19 protein-coding genes are annotated in these 21,294 nt (G+C 66.6%); 4 read left to right on the top strand and 15 right to left on the bottom strand.

The window, feature by feature from the left end:
• Positions 1-4 precede the first annotated feature (4 nt).
• Complete coding sequence (locus PT015_RS23055; RefSeq protein WP_285187526.1) at positions 5-2,383, top strand: glycoside hydrolase family 65 protein; 2,379 nt, start codon at positions 5-7, stop codon at positions 2,381-2,383.
• On the opposite strand, the gene PT015_RS23050 is transcribed toward PT015_RS23055, so the two are convergent.
• The 3 genes from PT015_RS23050 to guaB all read right to left on the bottom strand — a co-directional run bounded on the left by PT015_RS23050 (position 2,367) and on the right by guaB (position 6,996).
• Positions 2,367-4,136, bottom strand: a complete 1,770-nt coding sequence (locus PT015_RS23050) for an FAD-dependent oxidoreductase (RefSeq protein WP_285187525.1) — start codon at positions 4,134-4,136, stop codon at positions 2,367-2,369. The two genes, PT015_RS23055 and PT015_RS23050, sit on opposite strands and share 17 nt — an antisense overlap.
• 114 nt (positions 4,137-4,250) lie before the next feature.
• Positions 4,251-5,378 carry a GuaB3 family IMP dehydrogenase-related protein gene (locus PT015_RS23045; RefSeq protein ID WP_285191245.1) on the bottom strand — a complete coding sequence of 376 codons (1,128 nt, stop codon included), beginning with the start codon at positions 5,376-5,378 and terminating at the stop codon, positions 4,251-4,253.
• Positions 5,379-5,406: 28 nt separating this feature from the next.
• Entirely contained in the window at positions 5,407-6,996 is a 1,590-nt protein-coding gene (gene guaB / locus PT015_RS23040) for an IMP dehydrogenase (protein ID WP_285187524.1), read from the bottom strand.
• 166 nt (positions 6,997-7,162) lie between these two features.
• On the opposite strand from guaB, the gene PT015_RS23035 reads away from it, so the two are divergent.
• The gene (locus tag PT015_RS23035; RefSeq protein ID WP_285187523.1) at positions 7,163-7,576 is read left to right on the top strand and encodes a DUF5319 domain-containing protein; all 414 of its coding nucleotides are present in this window, start codon (positions 7,163-7,165) and stop codon (positions 7,574-7,576) included.
• 24 nt (positions 7,577-7,600) lie between these two features.
• On the opposite strand, the gene PT015_RS23030 is transcribed toward PT015_RS23035, so the two are convergent.
• Positions 7,601-8,404: a hypothetical protein gene (locus tag PT015_RS23030; protein WP_390888052.1), complete on the bottom strand. Its 804-nt coding sequence runs from the start codon at positions 8,402-8,404 to the stop codon at positions 7,601-7,603.
• A gap of 321 nt (positions 8,405-8,725) precedes the next feature.
• Here PT015_RS23030 and PT015_RS23025 point away from each other — a divergent pair, with 321 nt between their 5' ends.
• Positions 8,726-9,034, top strand: coding sequence for a WhiB family transcriptional regulator (locus PT015_RS23025; protein ID WP_285187521.1), 309 nt, complete (start codon positions 8,726-8,728; stop codon positions 9,032-9,034).
• Positions 9,035-9,044: 10 nt separating this feature from the next.
• Here the strand turns inward: PT015_RS23025 and PT015_RS23020 are convergent, their stop codons facing one another.
• Both PT015_RS23020 and PT015_RS23015 read right to left on the bottom strand, forming a co-directional pair.
• Positions 9,045-10,022, bottom strand: coding sequence for an IS481 family transposase (locus tag PT015_RS23020; protein WP_285187520.1), 978 nt, complete (start codon positions 10,020-10,022; stop codon positions 9,045-9,047).
• 599 nt (positions 10,023-10,621) lie between these two features.
• Positions 10,622-11,200: a hypothetical protein gene (locus PT015_RS23015; protein WP_285187519.1), complete on the bottom strand. Its 579-nt coding sequence runs from the start codon at positions 11,198-11,200 to the stop codon at positions 10,622-10,624.
• Between the two features lie 170 nt (positions 11,201-11,370).
• Here PT015_RS23015 and PT015_RS23010 point away from each other — a divergent pair, with 170 nt between their 5' ends.
• Complete coding sequence (locus PT015_RS23010) at positions 11,371-11,805, top strand: hypothetical protein (RefSeq protein ID WP_285187518.1); 435 nt, start codon at positions 11,371-11,373, stop codon at positions 11,803-11,805.
• A 34-nt stretch (positions 11,806-11,839) separates the two neighbouring features.
• Here PT015_RS23010 and PT015_RS23005 read toward each other — a convergent pair whose 3' ends face one another.
• The 9 genes from PT015_RS23005 to PT015_RS22965 all read right to left on the bottom strand — a co-directional run bounded on the left by PT015_RS23005 (position 11,840) and on the right by PT015_RS22965 (position 21,230).
• Positions 11,840-12,547 (bottom strand): sensor domain-containing protein, encoded by a 708-nt coding sequence (locus PT015_RS23005; RefSeq protein WP_285187517.1) that lies wholly within the window; start codon positions 12,545-12,547, stop codon positions 11,840-11,842.
• A 66-nt stretch (positions 12,548-12,613) separates the two neighbouring features.
• Positions 12,614-13,834, bottom strand: a complete 1,221-nt coding sequence (locus tag PT015_RS23000; protein WP_285187516.1) for a CaiB/BaiF CoA transferase family protein — start codon at positions 13,832-13,834, stop codon at positions 12,614-12,616.
• Positions 13,835-13,866: 32 nt separating this feature from the next.
• On the bottom strand, positions 13,867-14,874 hold the full coding sequence (locus PT015_RS22995; RefSeq protein WP_285187515.1) for a dihydrodipicolinate synthase family protein: 1,008 nt from the start codon (positions 14,872-14,874) through the stop codon (positions 13,867-13,869).
• Positions 14,875-14,890: 16 nt separating this feature from the next.
• Positions 14,891-15,757: a hypothetical protein gene (locus PT015_RS22990; RefSeq protein WP_285187514.1), complete on the bottom strand. Its 867-nt coding sequence runs from the start codon at positions 15,755-15,757 to the stop codon at positions 14,891-14,893.
• 89 nt (positions 15,758-15,846) lie between these two features.
• The gene (locus tag PT015_RS22985) at positions 15,847-17,064 is read right to left on the bottom strand and encodes a cytochrome P450 (protein ID WP_285187513.1); all 1,218 of its coding nucleotides are present in this window, start codon (positions 17,062-17,064) and stop codon (positions 15,847-15,849) included.
• A 6-nt stretch (positions 17,065-17,070) separates the two neighbouring features.
• Positions 17,071-18,060, bottom strand: coding sequence for an SDR family oxidoreductase (locus PT015_RS22980; protein ID WP_285187512.1), 990 nt, complete (start codon positions 18,058-18,060; stop codon positions 17,071-17,073).
• Positions 18,053-19,177: a spirocyclase AveC family protein gene (locus PT015_RS22975; protein WP_285187511.1), complete on the bottom strand. Its 1,125-nt coding sequence runs from the start codon at positions 19,175-19,177 to the stop codon at positions 18,053-18,055. The genes PT015_RS22980 and PT015_RS22975 overlap by 8 nt, the downstream gene beginning before the upstream one ends.
• 7 nt (positions 19,178-19,184) lie before the next feature.
• The gene (locus PT015_RS22970) at positions 19,185-20,303 is read right to left on the bottom strand and encodes an ABC transporter substrate-binding protein (protein ID WP_285187510.1); all 1,119 of its coding nucleotides are present in this window, start codon (positions 20,301-20,303) and stop codon (positions 19,185-19,187) included.
• Between the two features lie 87 nt (positions 20,304-20,390).
• Positions 20,391-21,230 carry a CbbQ/NirQ/NorQ/GpvN family protein gene (locus PT015_RS22965; protein ID WP_285187488.1) on the bottom strand — a complete coding sequence of 280 codons (840 nt, stop codon included), beginning with the start codon at positions 21,228-21,230 and terminating at the stop codon, positions 20,391-20,393.
• Positions 21,231-21,294: the final 64 nt, after the last annotated feature.

The raw sequence follows: 21,294 nt of genomic DNA, 5'->3' as shown, positions 1-21,294 counted from the left end.
CGTGATGATTCCCGATGACACGTTGCCCGTCGAACCGTGGCAGATCCGCGAACCCAAGCTGAACCTCGACGTGCTGGCGCAGTCGGAGTCGCTGTTCGCATTGTCCAACGGGCACATCGGAATTCGCGGAAACCTCGACGAAGGCGAGCCACACGGCTTTCCCGGCACCTACCTCAACTCGTTCTACGAGGTGCGGCCGCTGCCCTACGCCGAAGCGGGCTACGGCTATCCGGAGGCCGGCCAGACCGTCGTCGACGTCACCAACGGCAAGATTCTGCGCCTGCTGGTCGACGACGAACCGTTCGACGTGCGCTACGGAAAGCTGATCAGCCATGAACGGATCCTCGACCTGCGCGCTGGGACGCTGACCCGCGACGCGCACTGGCAGTCGCCGGTCGGCAAGCAGGTCAAGGTGACCTCGACCCGGCTGGTGTCGCTGTCGCAGCGCAGCGTCGTCGCGATCGAGTACGTGGTCGAAGCCGTCGACCAATTCGTCCGTGTCACAGTGCAATCCGAGCTCGTCGCCAACGAGGAGCAGCCGGTCACGTCCGGCGATCCGCGCGTTGCGGCCATCCTCGACAACCCGCTGGAGGCCGTGCAGCACGAGGACACCGAGTGCGGCGCGCTGCTGATGCACCGAACCCGCGCCAGTGCGTTGATGATGGCCGCGGCGATGGACCATGAGATCGAGGTCGAGGGCCGCTACGAGATCAGCAACGACGCCAGCGGCGACCTCGCCCGCACCACCGTGATCTGCGGCCTGCGCCCGGGCCAGAAACTGCGCATCGTGAAATACCTGGCCTACGGCTGGTCCAGCCAGCGGTCCCGCCCCGCGCTGCGCGACCAGGCCGCCGCCGCATTGCACAGCGCGCGCTACAGCGGCTGGCAGGGCCTACTCGACGCGCAGCGCAAAATTCTCGACGACTTCTGGGACGGCGCCGACGTCGAGGTCGAGGGCGACCCGATCTGTCAGCAGGCCGTCCGCTTCGGGCTGTTCCACCTGCTGCAGGCCAGTGCCCGCGCCGAGGGCCGCGGCATCGCCAGCAAGGGGCTGACCGGCACCGGGTACGACGGCCACGTCTTCTGGGACACCGACGGGTTCGTCCTGCCGGTGCTCACCTACACCTGGCCGCAGGCCGCGGCCGACGCATTGCGTTGGCGCGCTTCCACTTTGGACCTGGCCAAAGAGCGCGCCGCACAACTCGACCTCAAAGGCGCCAGTTACCCGTGGCGGACCATCCGCGGTCAGGAATGTTCGGCCTACTGGCCGGCCGGCACCGCGGCGTGGCATATCAACGCCGACATCGCGATGGCGTTCGAGCGCTATCGCATTGTCACCGGCGACGACTCGCTGGAACTGGAATGCGGTCTGGAAGTGCTCGTCGAGACGGCCCGGCTGTGGCATTCGCTGGGCCATCACGACCGGCACGGCGTTTGGCACCTCGACGGGGTGACCGGTCCGGACGAATACACCGCGATCGTGCGGGACAACGTCTTCACCAACATGATGGCCGCGCACAACCTCCGCGTCGCCGCCGATGCGTGCTCGCGTCACTCCGAAAGAGCCCGCGAGATGGGCGTTTCCAGCGACGAGACCGCCACGTGGCGGGCCGCCGCGGACGCCGCACACATTCCCTACGATGAAGAACTCGGCGTGCATCCGCAGTCCGAAGGATTCACCACCTACGCCGAGTGGGATTTCGAGAACCGCAACAAGTATCCGCTGCTGCTGCACGAACCCTACGCGCTGCTGTACTCGGCGCAGGTGGTCAAGCAGACCGACCTGGTGCTCGCAATGTATTGGCAGAGCCACAAATTCAGCGACGAGCAGAAGGCCCGAAACGTCGACTACTACGAGCGGCGCACCGTGCGCGACTCGTCACTGTCGGCCTGCACCCAGGCGGTGATGTGCGCCAACGTCGGCCATGTCGAGTTGGCGCACGACTACACCTACGAGGCGGCGCTGGTCGACCTGCGCGATCTGCACCACAACACCAAGGACGGCCTGCACATGGCGTCGCTGGCCGGCGCCTGGACAGCGCTGGTCGCCGGCTTCGGCGGCCTGCGCGACGACGAAGGCGTGCTCGCGCTCAACCCCTATCTGCCCGACGCCATCTCGCGACTGCGATTCCGGTTGCGCTGGCGTGATTTTCGGCTCACCGTCGACGTCGAGCACGAAAAGGTCACCTACACGCTGCGCGACGGCCCCACCGATCAGCAGTTGACCATCCGGCACGCCAACGAGGACATCGAGCTCAGCACCACCGAACCGACGACGATCGAGTTGGTCAAGCGCGAACCGTTACTGCCCACGCCTCAGCAGCCGCCCGGCCGCGCCCCGATGCACCGGAACGCGTACCGGTCGGTCAACCAGCCGAGCTGAGGCCGGACGCTTCCTGCTTCTTCACCGAATCGATCGATTCGATCGGCAGCCAGCGCAGCGCGCCGGGCGCCGACTCGGGCACCACCGGGTGGGCAGGCGCGATCGGGTCGAGCCGGCGGTAGGCCTCACCCTGCTGCGGTCGAATGTCGTTCTCTCCCTTGTTGGGCCACAGCGACGCGGCCCGCTCGGCCTGCGCGGTGATCGACAGCGACGGGTTCACCCCGAGATTCGCGGAGATCGCGGCGCCGTCGACGACGAACAACGTCGGGTAGCCGTAGGCCCGGTGGTAGGGGTCGATGACGCCGGCCTCGCGGCTGTCGCCGATCGCCGCACCGCCGAGGTAGTGCGCGGTCAGCGGGATGTTGAACAGCTCGCCCCACGTTCCGCCGGCGACGCCGTCGATCTTCTCGGCGATGCGACGGGTGGCCTCGTTGCCGGCCGGGATCCAGCTCGGGTTCGGCACGCCGTGGCCCTGCTTGCTGACGACGCGGCGGCGACCCAGCTTGGTCCGCTTGGTGTAGGTGGTGATCGAGTTGTCCAGGTTCTGCATGACCAGTGCGATCATCGTGCGCTCGCTCCAGCGCCGAGGGTTGAGCAGCCGCAGCGTGCCGCGCGGGTCATGACCGGCGTTGTCCAACAATTGCTTCCACCGCGGGACATCGCTGCCGCCTTCGCCCGGGCCGTCGGTCATCAGGGTCTGCAGCAGGCCCATCGCATTGGAGCCCTTGCCGTAGCGGCACGGCTCGATGTGGGTGTCCGAGGAGGGATGGATCGACGACGTGATCGCCACCCCGTGCGTCAGGTCCAGGTCGTCGCTGACCTTCAAACGCCCTGCGCCGACGATTGATTCGGAGTTGGTCCGGGTCAGCTCGCCCAGCCTGTCCGACAGCTTGTCCAGTTTCCCGGCGTCGCGCATCTTGAACAGCAGCTGCTGGGTTCCCCAGGTGCCGGCGGCCAGCACCACATGCTTGGCGGTGAAGGTGCGCTTCTTGCGGCGCAACGCCCGACCGGTACGCGCGGTGCGGACCTCCCAGATCCCATCCTCGCGCTGCTCGAAGTTGGTGACGGTGGTCATCGGAATCACTTCTGCGCCATTGCGTTCCGCCAGGCCCAGGTAATTCTTCAGCAGCGTGTTCTTGGCGCCGAAGCGGCAGCCCGTCATACAACTGCCGCACTCCAGGCAGCCGGTACGGTCCGGACCGGCACCACCGAAGTACGGGTCGGGCACCGTCTGGCCGGGCGCCTTGGTGCCGTCGGGTCCGAAGAACACCCCGACCGGGGTCGGTACGAAGGTGTCGCCGCAGCCCATGTCCTCGGCGACCTCTTTGAGGATGCGGTCGGCGTCGGTGAAGGTCGGATTGGTGACCACGCCCAGCATCCGCTTGGCCTGGTCGTAGTGCGGCAGCAACTCCGACTGCCAGTCCGTGATGTGCGACCACTGCTTGTCCTCGAAAAACGGCTTCGACGGCACATACAGCGTGTTCGCGTAGTTCAGCGATCCCCCGCCGACTCCCGCGCCGGCCAGGATCATCACGTTGCGCAACAGGTGGATGCGCTGGATGCCGTACATGCCGAATTTCGGCGCCCACAGGAACTTGCGGAGGTTCCAGGAGGTCTTCGCCATGTCCTCATCGGAGAAGCGGCGGCCGGCCTCGAGCACACCTACGCGGTAGCCCTTCTCGGTCAGTCGCAGCGCCGTGACGCTGCCACCAAAACCCGAACCGATGATCAAGACGTCGTAGTCAGCTTCCACGCCGTCCAGTATGTACTTACCGGCGGGTAATGAGCCAGAAAGCCTGGATTAGGGGGCTAGTTCCACTGGCCCGGCTCCTCCTCATCGCGCTGCGCGCTCTGCATCGTCGCCGGGCTAGCTCCCGACCGTCAGCCCGACCTTCTGGAATTCCTTCAAGTCGCAGTAGCCCGACTTGGCCATCGAACGGCGCAGACCGCCGACGAGGTTGAGCGAGCCGAACGGGTCGTCGGACGGCCCGTTGAGCACCTGGTCCAGGGGCAGCCGCTCGCCGACCGCGATCTGCAGCAGGGCCCCGCGCGGCAGCGACGGGTGCGCGGCCGCGGACGGCCAGTACCAACCCTCGCCCTGCGCCTCGGCGGCCTCGGCCAGCGGCGTGCCCAGCACCACCGCGTCGGCGCCGCAGGCGATGGCCTTCGCGAGATCGCCGGAGGTGTGGATGTCGCCGTCGGCGAGCACGTGCACGTAGCGGCCGCCGGTCTCGTCGAGGTACTCGCGACGGGCCGCGGCGGCGTCGGCGATCGCGGTGGCCATCGGCACGCTGATCCCGAGGACCTCGTCGCTGGTGGTCACTCCCCTGGTCGAGCCGTAGCCGACGATGACGCCCGCGGCGCCGGTGCGCATCAGGTGCAGCGCACTGCGGTGGTCGATCACGCCGCCGGCCACCACCGGGACGTCGAGTTCGGAGATGAAGGTCTTGAGATTGAGCGGCTGGCCGTGACTGTCGACCCGTTCGGCGGAGACGATGGTGCCCTGGATGACCAGCAGGTCGATGCCGGCCGCCAGCAGCGCCGGTGTGAGCGCCTCGGCGTTCTGCGGGCTCACCCGGACCGCGGTGGTGACGCCGGCCTCGCGGATGCGGGCCACCGCGGCACCCAGCAGGTCGGGGTCCAGCGGCGCGGCGTGGAACTGTTGCAGCAGCCGGATCGCCGCCGACGGCTCGGGCTCTTTGGACGCCGCCTCGATGACCTGAGCGATCTTGGCTTCGACATCGGCGTGCCGGCCGATCAGCCCCTCGCCGTTGAGCACGCCCAAGCCGCCTCGACGACCGAGTTCGATGGCGAACTCGGTCGACACCAACGCGTCGCTCGGGTGGGCCACGATCGGAATCTCGAACCGGTAGGCGTCGAGCTGCCAGGCCGTCGTGACGTCCTGCGATGAGCGGGTGCGTCGCGACGGGACGATGTTGATGTCGTCGAGTTCGTAAGTGCGCCGGGCGGTTCGGCCCATGCCGATCTCAACCATGTCACGCATGAGCGGTCCTCAGTTCAATTCACCGCGCGTAGTAATTGGGCGCTTCGGCGGTCATCGTGATGTCGTGCGGATGGCTTTCTTTCAAACCCGCCGCGGTGATGCGGACGAACTGCGCCCGCTGCAGTTGCTCGATGGTCTCGGCGCCGGTGTAACCCATCGCGGCGCGCAGGCCGCCGGTCAGCTGGTGGATCACCGATGACAGCGGGCCGCGGAACGGCACCCGGCCCTCGATGCCCTCCGGCACCAGCTTGTCCTCGGAGAGCGCGTCGTCCTGGAAGTAGCGGTCCTTGGAATACGACTTGGCCTCGCCGCGGCCCTGCATCGCGCCGAGCGATCCCATGCCGCGGTAGCTCTTGTACTGCTTGCCGTTGACGAAGATCAGCTCGCCGGGCGCCTCGCCGGTGCCGGCCAGCAGCGACCCGAGCATCGCGGTCGACGCCCCGGCCGCCAGTGCCTTGGCGATGTCGCCGGAGTACTGCAGCCCGCCGTCGGCGATCACCGGCACACCGGCCGGGCCGCAGACCGCGACCGCCTCGAGGATCGCGGTGATCTGTGGCGCGCCGACGCCGGCGACCACGCGGGTGGTGCAGATCGAGCCGGGTCCGACACCGACCTTGACGGCGTCCGCGCCGGCCTCGACGAGCGCCGCGGCACCTGAGCGGGTCGCGACGTTACCGCCGACGATCTCGACGCGATCGCCGACTTCGCCTTTGAGCTGGCGGACCATGTCGAGCACCAGCCGGTTGTGGGCGTGCGCGGTGTCGACCACGAGGATGTCGGCGCCGGCGTCGGCGAGTGTCATCGCCCGCACCCAGGCGTCGTCGCCGACACCGACGGCGGCGGCGACCAGCAGCCGGCCGTCACTGTCCTTGGTCGCATACGGGTGCTGCTCGGTCTTGACGAAGTCCTTGACGGTGATCAGGCCGGTCAACCGGCCGTGGCCGTCGACGATCGGCAGCTTCTCGATCTTGTGCCGGCGCAGCAGGCCCAGCGCCGCGTCCGCGCTGACCCCCTCCTGGGCGGTGATCAGCGGGGCTTTCGTCATCACCTCGGCGACGGGCCGGGACTGGTCGACCTCGAAGCGCATGTCGCGGTTGGTGATGATGCCGACCAGCTGGCCGCCGTCGTCGATCACCGGCAGCCCGGAGATGCGGAAGCGGGCGCACATCGCGTCGACCTCGGCCAGCGTGTGGTCCGGCCTGCAGGTGACCGGGTCGGTGACCATGCCGGCTTCGGAGCGCTTCACGGTCTCGACCTGGCCGGCCTGCTCGGAGATCGGCAGGTTGCGATGCAGGACGCCGAGGCCGCCGGCGCGGGCCATCGCGATTGCCATCCGCGACTCGGTCACGGTGTCCATCGCGGAGCTGACCAGCGGCACCTTCAGCCGGATGTTCTTGGTGAGCTGACTCGACGTGTCGGCGGTCGCGGGCACCACGTCGGAGGCAGCAGGCAGCAATAGGACGTCGTCGAAGGTCAGTCCCAGCATCGCGATCTTCTGCGGATCGTCACCGCCGGTCGGCACCGGGTCTTCCGGGAAACCACCGACCCGGGGGTAGGAGGTGACGAGCAGGTCGCCGCTGCCTTCGAGACGGGACAAGCCAGATGACATAGCCGGGGCCCTCCCAATACGAGCGCGGAGTGATTGAGTCATCCTATCGGCTCGACCAGACGCCGCTGCCGACGCGCGCCGCGCGCGCCGTGCCGGACCCCGACATGGCGGCTGGACTGCGAGGTAGCGCTGGCGTGATACCGGCCGGGCTGCGTACTGTGGACCCGTGCGCGACCACCTCCCGCCCGGGCTGCCGCCTGACCCGTTTGCCGACGACCCGTGCGATCCGTCAGCGGCGTTGGACGCTGTCGAGCCCGGTCAGCCACTGGACCCTCAGGAGCGGATGGCAGTGGAGGCCGATCTGGCCGACCTCGCGGTATACGAGGCCCTGCTGGCGCACAAGGGCATTCGCGGCCTGGTGGTGTGTTGCGACGAATGCCAGCAGGATCACTACCACGACTGGGACATGCTGCGCGCCAACCTGCTTCAGCTGCTGGTCGACGGCACGGTCCGGCCGCACGAGCCGGCCTACGATCCCGAGCCCGACTCCTACGTCACCTGGGATTACTGCCGGGGATACGCCGACGCGTCGCTCAACGAGGCGACCTCGGACACCGAAGGATTCCACGGCCGCCGCTGATTTGGGCGCCACCCGATTCCAGCTCTACCGCCAGGTCCCGCCCCATCGCACGACGCGGGCGGCACAGTCATCGCGCACCGCGCGCAGGTCAGCGGCCCGCGCACCGGTGTCGGCGAGGTCGACCAGCAAGCAGGCCAGCGCCCAGCGCAACGGCACCAGCCCCAACTCCTCGGTGAGCTCCAGCGCCGCCTCTGCCACGCCGCGCGCCCGGTCGAGCGCCCCGGCACTGCACAGCGCCGCGGCCAGCACCACCTGACTCTTGGCGCGATGCCGCGCCGCGCCGTCGAGGGTGTTCGCCGTCAGCTCGACCGCCTGCTCGGCATTGCGCACCGCGACCTCGCCCCGCCCACCGACCATCGCCAGTTCGGCGGTGACCCATGCCCGCCGCACGGCCAGCCGCGGCGGTCCGGCCGCGACGAACTCGTCCGCGCGCGCCAGCAGCGTCGCCGATAAGGCCAGCCGCCCGACGCCGAGCGCGTCGGCCGCCAACCCCGTCAGCGCGTCACCGGTCGCCTCCGGGTCGCCGCTGGCCGCCGCGAGCGCGCGTCCGTCCCAGCCGCGAGCCAGACCGTGCCAGCCGAGCTGCCGCAGAAACGACGCGCGGGCACTGTGCGCCAGCGAGGCCGGCGGCCCCGAGGGCGCATCTCGAGTCAGAACCGCAAGATCGGCGTAGGCACTGCCGTAGCGCCCCTGCCCCGCGGCGGCCACCGCGCGCAGCCACCGCTGCCGGGGAGTCGAGGCGATGGGCAGAGGCCAGCGCCCTGGCTGGTCGCCGAAAGCGGCGGCCGTTAAGTCTGGCTCGCCGGACGAGTCGTAGGAGAGATGTATCACGGTCCGTTACCCGTTAAGACTTCATGGTTTCTGAGTTACACCGGTATTAAATCCAACGAGGATCGAATTTAGTGTGCATGCCCCAGGATTCGGCCGCGAGCAGGCACATTCCCGTGTTGCACGCGCCTCACATGCGCACTCTGCGCGCGGCGAGATTTTGAGACGTATGAACACGCGGTAAATTGCCAAGCCGCACAGGGTCATTCGGCAGATCAGAGCATGTTGACGGGAAATCCCTAGCGCCCCTACGTTAATCCCGACGAGTAGTCACCGACGACCCGCTCGACCGAGAACATGGGCGCGTAGAGAGGGACTTCAATGCCGCAACCGGAGCAACTACCAGGTCCCAATGCCGACATCTGGGATTGGCAATTACAGGGCCTTTGCCGCGGCGTGGATTCGTCCGTCTTCTTCCACCCGGACGGCGAGCGCGGCCGCGCCCGCCTGCAGCGCGAGCGTCGCGCCAAGGAGATGTGCCGCAGCTGCCCGGTGATGGCGCAGTGCCGCACCCACGCCCTCGATGTGGGCGAGCCCTACGGCATCTGGGGCGGCCTGTCGGAGGCCGAGCGCGAACTGCTGCTCAAGCGCGACATCAGCAGGGCGCGCGGCATTCGTCGCAGCGCCTAGCTGTACTCGGCTAAGACGTTGTTGTCAGTCGGCTGATCGGGGGTTGGCCTCCGAGTGCTGTGTGGCGTCGTTGATTGTTGTAGTGGTCAAGCCAGGGGGCAAGGGCTGCGCTGCGGGCGTCATTGGTGGTGAAGATCTGGCGGTAGGCCCATTCGGTTTGCAGGGTTCGGTTGAAGCGCTCGACTTTGCCGTTCTGCCAAGGGCAATGCGGACGGATGAATTTGTGCGTGGCATTGAGCGAGGCGATCACGTCGGCCACGGCGGCTGATCGCCGGTAACTGAAGTGGTTGTCGGTGATGACGCGCTCGATGCTGGTGACGCCGTACGCCGCGAAATACGTGGCGGCCCGGGTGAGAAACGCCGCGCACGTTTGGCCTTTCTCGTCAGCAAGGATCTCGGAATACGCCAAACGGGAGTGGTCATCGACAGCTGAGTGCACGTAATCGAATCCGGTGCCGGCGACCTTGTGGGCGTAGGTATCTCCGGCAGCCCGGCCGTTGGCCTTCCATCCACCGCCGGCCGGGATGCGGCCAATCTTTTTGACGTCCATATGGATTAGCTCGCCAGGTCGTGCTCGTTCATAGCGGACCGCGGTGGTTTTCGATGCGCGGATTGGTGTGCCGGTGAGCGGATCACAGTCACGCAGATACGGCACCTGGTGGCGTCGCAGGATCGTACTGACGGTGCGCGGCGAGACTCCAAGCTCGGCCCCGATCCAGTCTTGGCCGCGGCGCTCGCGCAGACGCAGGGCGATCACCTGAGCTTCGATCTCGGGTGCCGTACGGCGCGGGCACCGCTGCGGCCGTGACGATCGATCCGCCAAACCCGCCGATCCGAGCTCGCGGAAACGCCGCACCCAGCGATGCGCGCACTGTCGTGAAACACCCAGTTCGGCCGCGACATGGGCAACCGGTCGTCGACCACCGATGATTCGATCGACGAGCAAAGCGCGGCCGTGAACGGTCAAACGGGCATTAGCGTGGGACACGAGGACCTCCGTGTGGTCGTGAAGACGTCAGATATCTCCACTAAGCCCGGAGGTCCTCCTCTCAATCAACAACCGTCACCAACGTGTCCGCCGAGTACACCTAGCGGCGAGTGTTCGTGCCTTCGGCGGGCGCAGTGTCGCCGAGGTCGAGGGGCTGGTGCGCCGGATCTCAGGGCCCTCCCACCGGAGGCGTAGCCACCCGGTGCTGTCGTCACGATCTGCCTGTAGCGCAGCCCGGCACGACGTGGTCACCGGAAATGCGGCTGACGAACCAGTCGAATTTTCGCCCCTACGCAAGGTGAAAGTGACAACCGACGCGCCTGGCACGGCATGATCATGAAGGTGCGGCCATTCGCTGCGAGCGGTGAAATCGCACGTGTAGCAACCGTAGGCCAATCACTGTGGTGAAGCGGTCGATCAATTTCGATTCTTCAGATACACGTGTCTCCGGCGGTGACTTGTCTACGCTCGGCGAACTGCACCCCGTGCACATCATGATCAGGGCAGCGGCCGCTTTCGCTATCCAAGCGACACTTGTCGCGGCTGGAGCTACCCTGACGCGGCGAAGTACTGCCCACATCGATTGCAGCGCAGAGCTTTCAGTGTTGTGGTAGTTGGCCGGTGATGTCGGTATCGCCGCCACTTCTGTCGTCGCGATGATTCGTCGTATTGCGGCATTCGCCGTAGATGAGTATTTGGCCGTAGTCGTGGTTGGACGGGACGAAGCCGATGTTGGCGACCACACCATCTTTGTTCAGGGTGGTGCCGAACGAGTGCTGGCCGGGTGGATCTCCCCGATTCCAGCCGCTGGCGGCCATGGCGTCGGCGACGTTGCGAAAATAGACATCAGGTTCGCCGTGAATCAGGAAACTCATGGTGACACGGCCTTGATACGGCGGGTCTCCCTGGTCATTACAGGAGGTGAGAGAGGCGCCTCCGCTGACACCGTCAAGGTGAGCGGCGTTGTCAATCTGTTTGGCCGGCTCGACGACTTGTGCGAGCGTCTGCTCATCGGTGAGAGGGTGCGCCGGATGGTCTCTCGGATCAGAACGCCATGCGAACGGGTTGAGAAGGGTGCAGCCCGCCCCTGACATCGCGATCCAGCTTGCGGCACAGACTATTTCGAGCACGCGCAGCGGCCGTGACCGATCTTCCCAGGCGGCGGGGCGGGCATGCATGACGAAATGCTACGCAGTCAGGCTCACGCGCAGCCACGTATCGGGTCGGACTGACCTCAATAGCCGGCCCTCACAGCAGTTGGTGCACGGCACATAAGAGCCGTCGTCGAGACCAGCAGAACACCGCTACCAGGTTGATAGCGGGTCCGCCGGTGGCCAACAATGACCGGGTGAGCGCCGACGACGACAGTCGAGTTGTAGTTGCACATATTCGTGCTGTCAGCCCGGATTGGGCAGTGACGGGATACAAATTCTTCCCCTACGCCGCGCGTCAAGGCGGGCGCTGGTGGGTCCTGCGGATGAACTACGACTTTCCCGAACACGACCTTTACACGGTCTTCATCGACGGCACGGCCACCGCCGACGTGAGCGGCAACCGGCACAGCCAGGTGCCACTGATTGCCAGCGTCGGACTGTTGCAGCCGTGCGCGCCCGCACCGGATCGCCCGCTGATGCCCGTTGACGAAGCCGAGGCGGTGGTGCGACCGTGCACTCCGTTCCTGGTCTATGGCTCCGAGATTGGCGATCCGTGCGATTGGTGCGAGCATCTGGCGGACCGCGATCCGTTCGAGTTGCGCCCGGGAATCCGCCAGTCGCCCAGGTGAATTCGCGCCGAACGCGCAGGTCAATGTCATCGACCTAGCGGCCCGTGAGCCGGCCGATCTTGTCGACGGTGGCGTGCGCGACAGCCGCGGCATCGAAGTGGTCGTACTCAGGCGTATCGAGCATGCCGAAGACCTCGACGTCGACGACATACTGGGCCGTGGTGGTGAGTGCGCGCCGGCTCAGGCTCGGCGTCATCACGTCGTCGGCGGTCGACACGGCCAGTTCCGCGGTCAACATGCCGTCGGCATCGCCCACGCTGCGGATCTGTTCGATGAACGTCAATGCGCTGAGTCGTTCGTTGACGGTGACGCCGCGGCAGCGGCCCCAGCGGGTGGCGGTCGTGGTGTATCGGGTTAAATTGCTTGCCGCAGAGTCCATCTCGACCACCACCACGGTGACGGTGACACCATTTTCGACGGATGGCGGCGTCTTCCAGGATTCACGGGCGGCGATGCGCAGGGGTGCACCCCGGTAACTGCGCTGGTTACCGGCGTGAGTCCAGACCGCACAGTCCGCGGGAGTCGCGGCGTCATTGTCCGGCCTGAGCGCCTCCAACCCGCCTACCTGTGCGATCGAATCGCGCAGCATCGGTTGTCGCACGCTGTCGGCGAGTTCGGCCGGGCTAGGGAGAGCCCGCTCAGCGACCGTCGGCAGCGTTGGGTTGCCATGGCCGGCAACGGTCGTGGTACACCCGACCAGCCCGGCGAACAGCAGCGCGACGGCTGGCGATACGCGGCTCACCGGTCCAGGCTAGTGGGCGCGGACGGTGTTGCCGCGCGGGAATTTCGCCGGCGTCGCGGGCGACTCCTACAGAATCGACCCGTCCTGCTTGTACTGCTCGATCTTGTCCCAGTCGACCCCGGCATCGAGAAGGATCTCCTCGGTGTGCTGACCATGCTCGGGTGCGCCGGTCGGCTGCACGTGCTGGCCGTTGAACTGCACCGGGTTGGTCGGCAGGATGTAAGGCTTGCCGTTCATCGCCGTCACCTCGGGGATGTAGCCGTTGGCGATCACGGCTGGGTCTTCATGTAGCTCGCTGCTCTTCTGCAACACACCCCAGGCGCCCGTCAGCGGCTTGAGGATGTCGCGCCACTGGTCGAGTGTCTTGGAGCCGAACTCCTCGTCCATGATGTCGATCAGCTCACCGCGATTCATGAAGCGCGAATGCCCGTCGGCGAAGCGCTCGTCGGTGATCAAGTCGGTACGGCCGATGACCGTCATGAACTCGGGGTAGAACTTGTCGCCCTGCAGCATCATCAGCGTGATGTAGCGGTCGTCCTTGGTCTTGTAGTTGCCGACCAGCGGGTTGGGCATCTCACGGTGGGTGAACGTCGGAATCGGGTCGCCGCCATACAGATTCGCGGCGGTCACCTGCGGCGTCATTGCCCACGCCGCGAGGCCGAGCAGTGAGACGTCCACGATCGAGGTCTCACCGGTGGCCTTGCGCTTGAACAACGCCGCGGCGATTCCGCCGGCGATGGTCAGCCCGCCCATCAGGTCACCGAAGGCCGGGGTCTGCATGACGGGCTCCGGCAGTTCGCGAGTGAGCGCGTCGGCGATCCCGCCGCGCGACCAGAAGGAGACGCCGTCGTACCCGGGCCGGTCGGCATCGGGACCCTCAGGGCCGTAACCGGATCCGCGGACATAGATGATGTCGGGGTTGGCGGCGCGAATCTGATCGATCTCGATGCCGAAGTGCTTGCGGCGGCTGGGCAGATAACTGGTGAGGAAAACGTCGCTGCTCTTGGCCAGTTCGTGGACGACCTCCTGACCACCAGGCGTGGTGAGGTCGATACCGATGGATTTCTTTCCACGGTTGGGCATTTCGATCATGTAGTTGACGGCGGTCGGACCGCCGGGGATGAGTCCCATGGTGACCAGACCACGTTGCGGATCGCCGCCTTCACGCGGCTCGACCTTGATCACGTCGGCGCCCCACTCGGCCAGCACCGCGCCGGCTGCCGGGACGAACGTCCAGGCCGCGACTTCCAGCACCCGGATGCCGCTGAGCGGTTTGGCGTCTGTCATTACGAGTCCTCCAATTTCACAATCGTTTTCAGTTATTCGCTGATGAGCCCGAACCGGCGGTAGGCCGCCCGGATGTCGGTGCGCGCCTGCTCGGGCAGCTTCGCTTGCGGCGGGCGGGATTCCGGATACGACCCGATCGGCAACCCCAGCACCGACGCCGCATACTTGAACGCCCCGCCCCAGTGGGTGAAGTAGTCCGGCCGGCCGGGGTACCGGGTGAACCAGCCGCGCATGTCGAGCTCGAATTGGTCGAGACCGGACTCTTTGGCGAAGTCCATCGCCTCGACCAGCTTGTCGTTCCACACCATGTCCCAGTATTGCGACAGCGCACGCTTTTCCGCGGTCTCGAAGAGGTAGCCGGTGGTGCCGAGTTGCCCGGGTCCGACGATGCCGGCTCGCAGCCACCCGGCCCGGTACACCGTCGTATCGCACTCCCAGATCACCAGATCCGGCGCGAGCTCGTGCAGCATGCGACTCTGGTGCGGCCGAAACGATCCCTCCTTGGTTGCGCACACCGCGGGAATCTCCTCGACGATCCGGGCGCCTTCCTGCGCCGAGAGCACGTAACCAGAGCTGGGCGAGTTGAACATGCCCAGCGCGATGTCGGTCCGGTCGGCGATATAGCGGAAGAAGCCCAAAACGCCTTCGCCACCGTGCAATTCCATCATCGGTGTCTGGATGTAGACGATGTCGGCGCCGACGTCCTGCGCATGCCGGGTCAACTCGAGGCAGTCCTTCGCCGACATCGCGGCGGTACAGGCCTGGACGATGACCTCCGGGTTGAGGCCGCGGGCCTCGTCGATCGCCACTTCCAGCAGCTGCTTTCGTTCCGCGATCGTCAATGACCAGAACTCCGCCACGCCGCTGGTGACCCAGAGCATCGGGTGATGCAGCGTGCCCACACAGTGCCGGACCAGCGTGCGATAAGCGTCCCAGTCGATGTCGTCGCCGTCGCGGCCGCTGAACGGGGTGTAGAGCGAGTCCCCGATACCGTGCAGCGAATGGCGCGCCCACTGACGAGCGTCCTTGGCGTTGACCATCTCTCACTCCCTGGTATCAGCCGACGATCTCGAAGGTGGCCGCCGCCGACGTCACCGGTTTGTCGGCGTTGCCTTCGTCGTGCAGCAGCATCCGCACGCCGACGCGGCCCGATCCGCTGGCGTGCGCGGTGCCCTCGACTCGAAACGGCCCGACCTTGCCACGTGACATGAACATCACGTGCCAGCTGACCACCTGCAGCTTGCGGGTGCCGACGGCATCGGCGGCGAGGTCGATCGCGGCGGTTTCCAGCAGCACGTGCTGCGGGCCGATGTGCAGCGCCGCATCGGGCGACGCCAGTTCGGCGCTGAGCGCGGGCAGTTGCCACCGGCTGTCGGGTCGCTTGGTGGCACCGAACGCCTGCCACAGCGGCGGGAGATCGGGCGAGTCCTCGATCACCAGTTCGGTGCCCGAAACATCCATCTTGCCAAGGCCTTCCGGGGGGATGCCGATGATCGCGCCCTGACCCTCGTTGAACGCGATGACCCGTTCGGGGTTGTCGGCGTCGACGATCTTGCACCGCCCGTAGCCCATCATCCGACCCTGGTGGACGTTGCCGGAGTCGACGATCTCGACCCGTTTGACGTCGTATCCGGGGTCGACGATCTGCACCGAGGCGATCACCGGGTTGGGCACCGCCACCATGTCGGTCTGGCAGCCTTCCGGCGAGGCAATCGCCAACGGCGCGACCATGATTCCGCCGGCCTCGTTGCGCATGTCGCGGCGGATGACGACCGTGTCATCGGTGTCGCCGACGTTCATCGAAGAGTGGTTGCGCCCGATGTAGCGGTAGCTGAGCAACCCTGTCCAGCGTCGGTACAGCTCATCCCGGTACGCGTCGGCATCGTCGAGAAAGTCCCGGATGTCGCGCAGCGGCTCGGTCACTCGCGTCGTCCCTCCTGAGCGGAAAGTTGAGCAGACGCTCAGAGAGGACTTTACGGCTGCGCCTGTCGATGTAAAGGCGTATCGGCGATCTACTGCGGATCGAAGAGCACCGGCACCGCGGTCGGCGACCGGAACACCTGCCCACGAACGTGCGGGTCGTCGGCGTCCGGATCCAGCCGCAGGTTGGGCAGCCGGTCGAGCAGCAGGTTGATCGCCGTGCGCATCTCCAGCCGGGCCAGATGCATGCCGAGACAGACGTGGACGCCATGCCCCCAGCCCAGGTTGGCCTTGGCCTGACGGAAGATGTCGAAAGTGTCGGGGTCTTCGTATCGGTCGTCCTGGCGGTTGGCCGCACCCAGCATCGGCATCACCGTGCAGCCGGCCGGGATGTCAACCCCGCCGAGCACGGTGTCCTTGGTCGCGACCCGGGTAATGGTCAGCAGTGGCGGCTCCCAGCGCACGCCCTCCTCGATCGCCTGCGGGATCAGCGAGCGGTCCGCGCGGATGGCCTCGAGTTGCTCCGGGTTAGACAACAACCCGAGCAGCAGGCTGCCCAGCGAGCGGTAGGTCGTCTCCACCCCGGCGGGCAGCAGCAGCCGCAGGAACGAGAAGATCTCCTCGTTGGTCAGCTTCTCGCCGTCGATCTCGGCGGCGCCCAGCGCGCTGATCAGATCGTCCTTGGGCTCGGCGCGGCGGGCCTCCAGGATCGGCTCGAAGTACTCGCACAGGGCGGCCGAGGCGGCCAGTCCGCGCTCGGGGTTCATCAGCCAGCTCAGCAGGGAGATGGACCAGCGCTGGAACTGCGGGTAGTCCTGCTCCGGCAGGCCGAGCAGGCCGGCGATGATCTGGCTCGGGTAGTCGAAGGTGAATTCCTTGACCAGGTCGGCCTTGCCGTTGGCCGCGAAGTTGTCGATCAGCCCGTTGGCCACCCGGCCGACCAGCTCGTCCTGCCACTTCGCCAACGCCTTCTGCGAGAACGCTTTCGACACCAGTGAGCGCAACCGGCCGTGCCGGGGCTCGTCCATGCCGAGCATCACGCCCTCGCCGAGCACGGGCCCGAACGCCGCGATGACCGCCGCCGAGGAGAACGTCTCGTTGTCACGCAACATCTGTTGGACGTCCTCGTGGCGGTACACGATGAACATCGGCAGCGACTCCTCGTGCGGCAGAGCGCCCGAGGTGTCGAGCCGTTGCACGGGCTCCTCGCGGCGCAACCGCGCCAATTCGGTGTACGGGTCGCGCACATCGCCGGAGATCGCGTCGTCGAACGCCCCGAAGTCTTCGAGGTCGTCGAAAAGCTGTTCCATCGCTACCTACTCCTCATTTCCCTTGTTCCGCTTGGCCGCCAACGCCACCAGGCGCTGCATCACCGGCTGCGGGATGACTTTCGTCGCGAACACCATGGCCTTCTGAGCTGTAGTGAGCGGCCAGGCGCCGTCGCGCATCGAACCCTGTTTGGGGATGCCGAGCACCACCCGCGACATGTGGTGCATGCCGATCGCCGGCAGAATTCGGTTGGATACCAACAACATCGACGCATCGGGTCCCACGCCGCGGCGACGGAACGACCCAGTGTCGCCGAGGGCCTTGAGCACGCCGTCGGCAAACTTCTCCGGCGGCCGGGCCAGCTTCATCGCGGCCCGTCCGCGACTGTTCATGGTGTTGTGCAGTCGCGCGTAAGGGCCGGCGAAATCGCGATCGTCGGTGGTGCCCGCGTCGGTGATGATCTCGGTGTCGTACGTGCCGGCCACGAGCACGGTGACGCCCAGGCCGAACGGCGCGATCTCGACGGCCATCGACTCACCCCAGCGCTCCAGCGCGCCCTTGGCCGCGGAGTACGGCGCGGTGGCGGGCTGACCGCGCACTCCGGCCGCGCTGGACACCAGCACGATGCGGCCGTGACCGGTGGCCCGCATCGACGGCAGCAGCGCCTGGGTCAGTGCGACGGGGCCCAGCACGCTGGTCGCAAACAGCCGCTGCCACAACGCCATATCGGTCTCCTCGACCATTCCGGCGGCGGAGATGCCGGCGTTGTGCACGATCGCGAACGGCGCACCGACCGCCTCGATGATCGCCTTCGCGGCGGCCGTGACCGAGGCCTGGTCCGTCAGATCGAGTTGGACCCCGATCAGCCGGTCGTCGTCGGCGCCGGCACCAGTCAGCTGGCGCAGTTGCGCCATCCCGGCGTCGGGGGTACGCATCGCGGCCACCACGCGCCACCCCTCGCGGTACAGCCGCGCGGCCGTCGCGAGGCCGAGTCCCCGGGATGCGCCGGTGACGACGACGCTGTGTGGCTCAGCCATTCTTGCTCGCGCAGGCCCCGACGCCCGGAGGCGGAGCATCGACGTGCGGGCGGCCGTTGGGCTCGCCGCTGGCCCACGTCGACCAGATGCCGACCGAGTACGGGCCTTGCGCGCCGGCCTTCTCGTAGAAGCCTTGCGGGTCATAGACTTTGGCTTCCGGGTACGGCCATGGGCACGCGACCGAGGTGGCGGCGTGGCTGACCTTGATGACCCAGAACCAGCCGCCGTAGGCGAAGTACGACACGTTGATGATCGCAAACATCACCAGGAACGTGCCGAGCACCGGACGGGTCGGGAACAACTTCGCCTTGGCGGCAAGCTTTTCCGCAACCGACTTTCCGGTGTCGTCGCGATAGCACAGGATCGCGGCCGGCACCATCACGAAGCACACCGAGAACGACTCCCAGATCAACGGGAACTGGAATGTGGTGCCGGTGAATACCGAACCCCACGGGATCACCTGCGAGTAGATGTACATCCCGGTGTGCACGAGCTGGATCTCCAGCCATGCGTCGAAGATGAAGCCGATCACCAGCGCGAGCAGACCGAGGCTGACCAGTGGATGGCGCGAGACATAGCTCGTAGGGCCATATTTCGCCTGCAGCTTGCGCAGGATCCACACCGCCGGGAAGTACGGGCCGAAGTAGAACATCACATAGCCGAACACCACGAACGGCTCGACGGTCGGTGACAGCGACACCAGCGGCCACGACTCGGGCCAGTGGATCAGGTCGGGGTTGTAGACCGCGAACGGCGACCAGTTCATGATCGGGTCCTGCCACACGATCAATGTGGTGCACAGGAACATCAGCATCGCCGGGCTGCCCGGATTACGTCGCCAGCCCCTGATGAAGACGATCAAGAGGATGGCCAACGCGACGCAGGTGGCCGCGTCGAGGAAGCCGATGTAGTCCAACCCGAAGATGAACTTCACCGGCCGCGGGCGGCCGTGCACGTTCGGGTTGGCGACGCGCGGGTCGAGCACCCAGCGCCGATTGGCGATGAAGAACAGTGCAAACGCGGCCAACGCCGCGCCGGCGATCCAGCCGCCCCATTTACGTTGCGGTGCAGCGGTTTTAGCACCGGCATCGACCGGTGTGGATTGATCGGTACTCATGTGTTCCTCACCCTTCTTCCCCGAAGCGGTCCACAAGGTGCGAGTTGACGCCGTCGGCGTCCAGCGTGCGGGCGACCAGGTAGCCGGCGCCCATCCAGGCGCGGCGGGTCCACTTGCCGAACGACACCCGGGTGCCGGGTGCGCCGGACGCGGCGGGCAGCATCTTCACCCGCTCCAGCGCCTCCTTGACGCCGCGCGGGCTCAGCGGGTGAGCATCGCTGAAGGCCCGCACCAGAGTGGCGGCGACGTCGCGGTTGACCACCGTCACGCAGAACTCGGGACGGCTGCCGTCGTACTTCTTCGCATACGCGTCGAGGTAGTCCTGTCCGATCTTGTTCGCCTCGTCGTACTGGTCGACGCCGGTCCAGCCCATGAACGCGTTCCACATGATCGGGTTGACCCAGGCGTTCTGCCACGCCGTGGTGGTGAAGCGCGGCGGGTCCCAGTCGACGGCCTCCAAGGCCGGGTTGATGAACACGATTCCGAAGCCGAAGCCCAGGTGGACGATCGCTTCGGCCTTCGCGTCGTGCAGAGTGCGCACGGCTTCGTTGATGTCCTGCGCGGTCTGCGCCACCGCGACTTCGGCGACGATCCGAATACCCTTGCGCTGACACGCGGTTCGCAGATTCGCGAGATAGCTCTGCCCGATCAGGCTCTGCTCCATCAGCACGCCGATCTCGGTGATCCCCCGCTTGCCGATCAGGTCGGCCAGAAAGATCGGCTCGTCGGTCATCGAGCCCTGCGGGAACGCGAACGTCCACTCGCCGAGCCAGTCGTCGGTCCCCGTGACGCTGATCGCGGGAACCTTGAATCGCTCCTCGATCGCTTCCTTCACGGCGACGCAGTTGTCGGTGATGTTGGGACCGAACACGACCAGACACCCCTCGTCGACCAGCTCGCCGTAGGCATCGATGACGGCCTTGACCGAACCCTTAGGCAGGCCCTCCACCTCGCGGTAGATCATCTGCACCGGACGGTCCAGCAGGCCCTGCTCCAGCGCCTCTTCGAAGATCAGGTCGAAGGTCTGGGTGAAGGAGGCGAACAGCTCCTCGGGGAAACCGGGCGGCAGCGTGAAGTCCATCAGATATCCGACTTTGATCGGCTCGGCTGTGCTCTCGTAGGACATGTGACCTCCACGTGGTCGCGCCCACCACGTTGTCGAGCGCGACCTAATATTTGTTCAGACCCTAGTCTGGCCGCTCAACGGCGTCAATCATCGGACGGGGTTGCTGTCCCCGAGGTAGACGGTGATCAGCTGTTTGAGGCTGCGGTTGACCGCGACGTCGTCGGTCAGCGGCCCGGCGATCGCCGCTTCCGCCGCCGCGTCGGCCGGCAGACCCTCAGCCATCAGCCGGCCCGCGGCGATCAGCACCCTGGTGGACGCGACCTCTCGCAGGCCACCCGCCTCCAGTCGACGGATGGCCTGGCCGAACTTCACCAGCTCGGCCGCCGTGGTGGCGTCCACACCCGCTTCGTGGGCGACAATGCCCTCCTCCACGTCGGGCGCCGGGAAGCCGAACTCGATGGCCACCATCCGCTGTCGCGTCGAGTCCTTGAGGTCCTTCAGCACGCTCTGGTAGCCGGGGTTGTAGGACACGACAAGTCCGAATCCCGGTGCCGCAGAGAGCGTCTCGCCTAGTCGTTCAATGGGCAGTTGACGCCGGTGGTCGGCGAGCGGGTGCAGCACCACGGTGGTGTCCTGACGAGCTTCGACCACCTCGTCGAGGTAGCAGATCGCGCCGTCACGCACCGCCCGCGTCAACGGGCCGTCGACCCAGACCGTCTCGCCGCCGCGCAGTAGATACCGGCCGACGAGATCGGCGGCTGTCAGGTCGTCGTGGCAGGCCACCGTGATCAGCGGCCGACCCAGATCGTGGGCCATCGCCTCGACGAAGCGGGTCTTGCCACACCCGGTCGGACCCTTGAGCACCAGCGACAGACCCTGCCGGTAGGCGGCCTTGAAGACGGCCTCTTCGTTGCCGACGGCCTGGTAGTAGGGCCGCGTCGCGGAGGACGCGCCGTTGTGGTGAGCGAGTGTGGGCTCGGTGGCCATAACTACCCTTCCGCCGACCGCTGCGATGCGGTGAATGGAGCGTAAGTGGAACAGATGTTAGTTT

Source organism: Candidatus Mycobacterium wuenschmannii, from assembly GCF_030252325.1.
GTDB lineage: Bacteria > Actinomycetota > Actinomycetes > Mycobacteriales > Mycobacteriaceae > Mycobacterium > Mycobacterium wuenschmannii.
The sequence above is the reverse complement of the archived record's forward strand: the minus strand, read 5'-3'. Positions and strand labels throughout refer to the sequence as shown.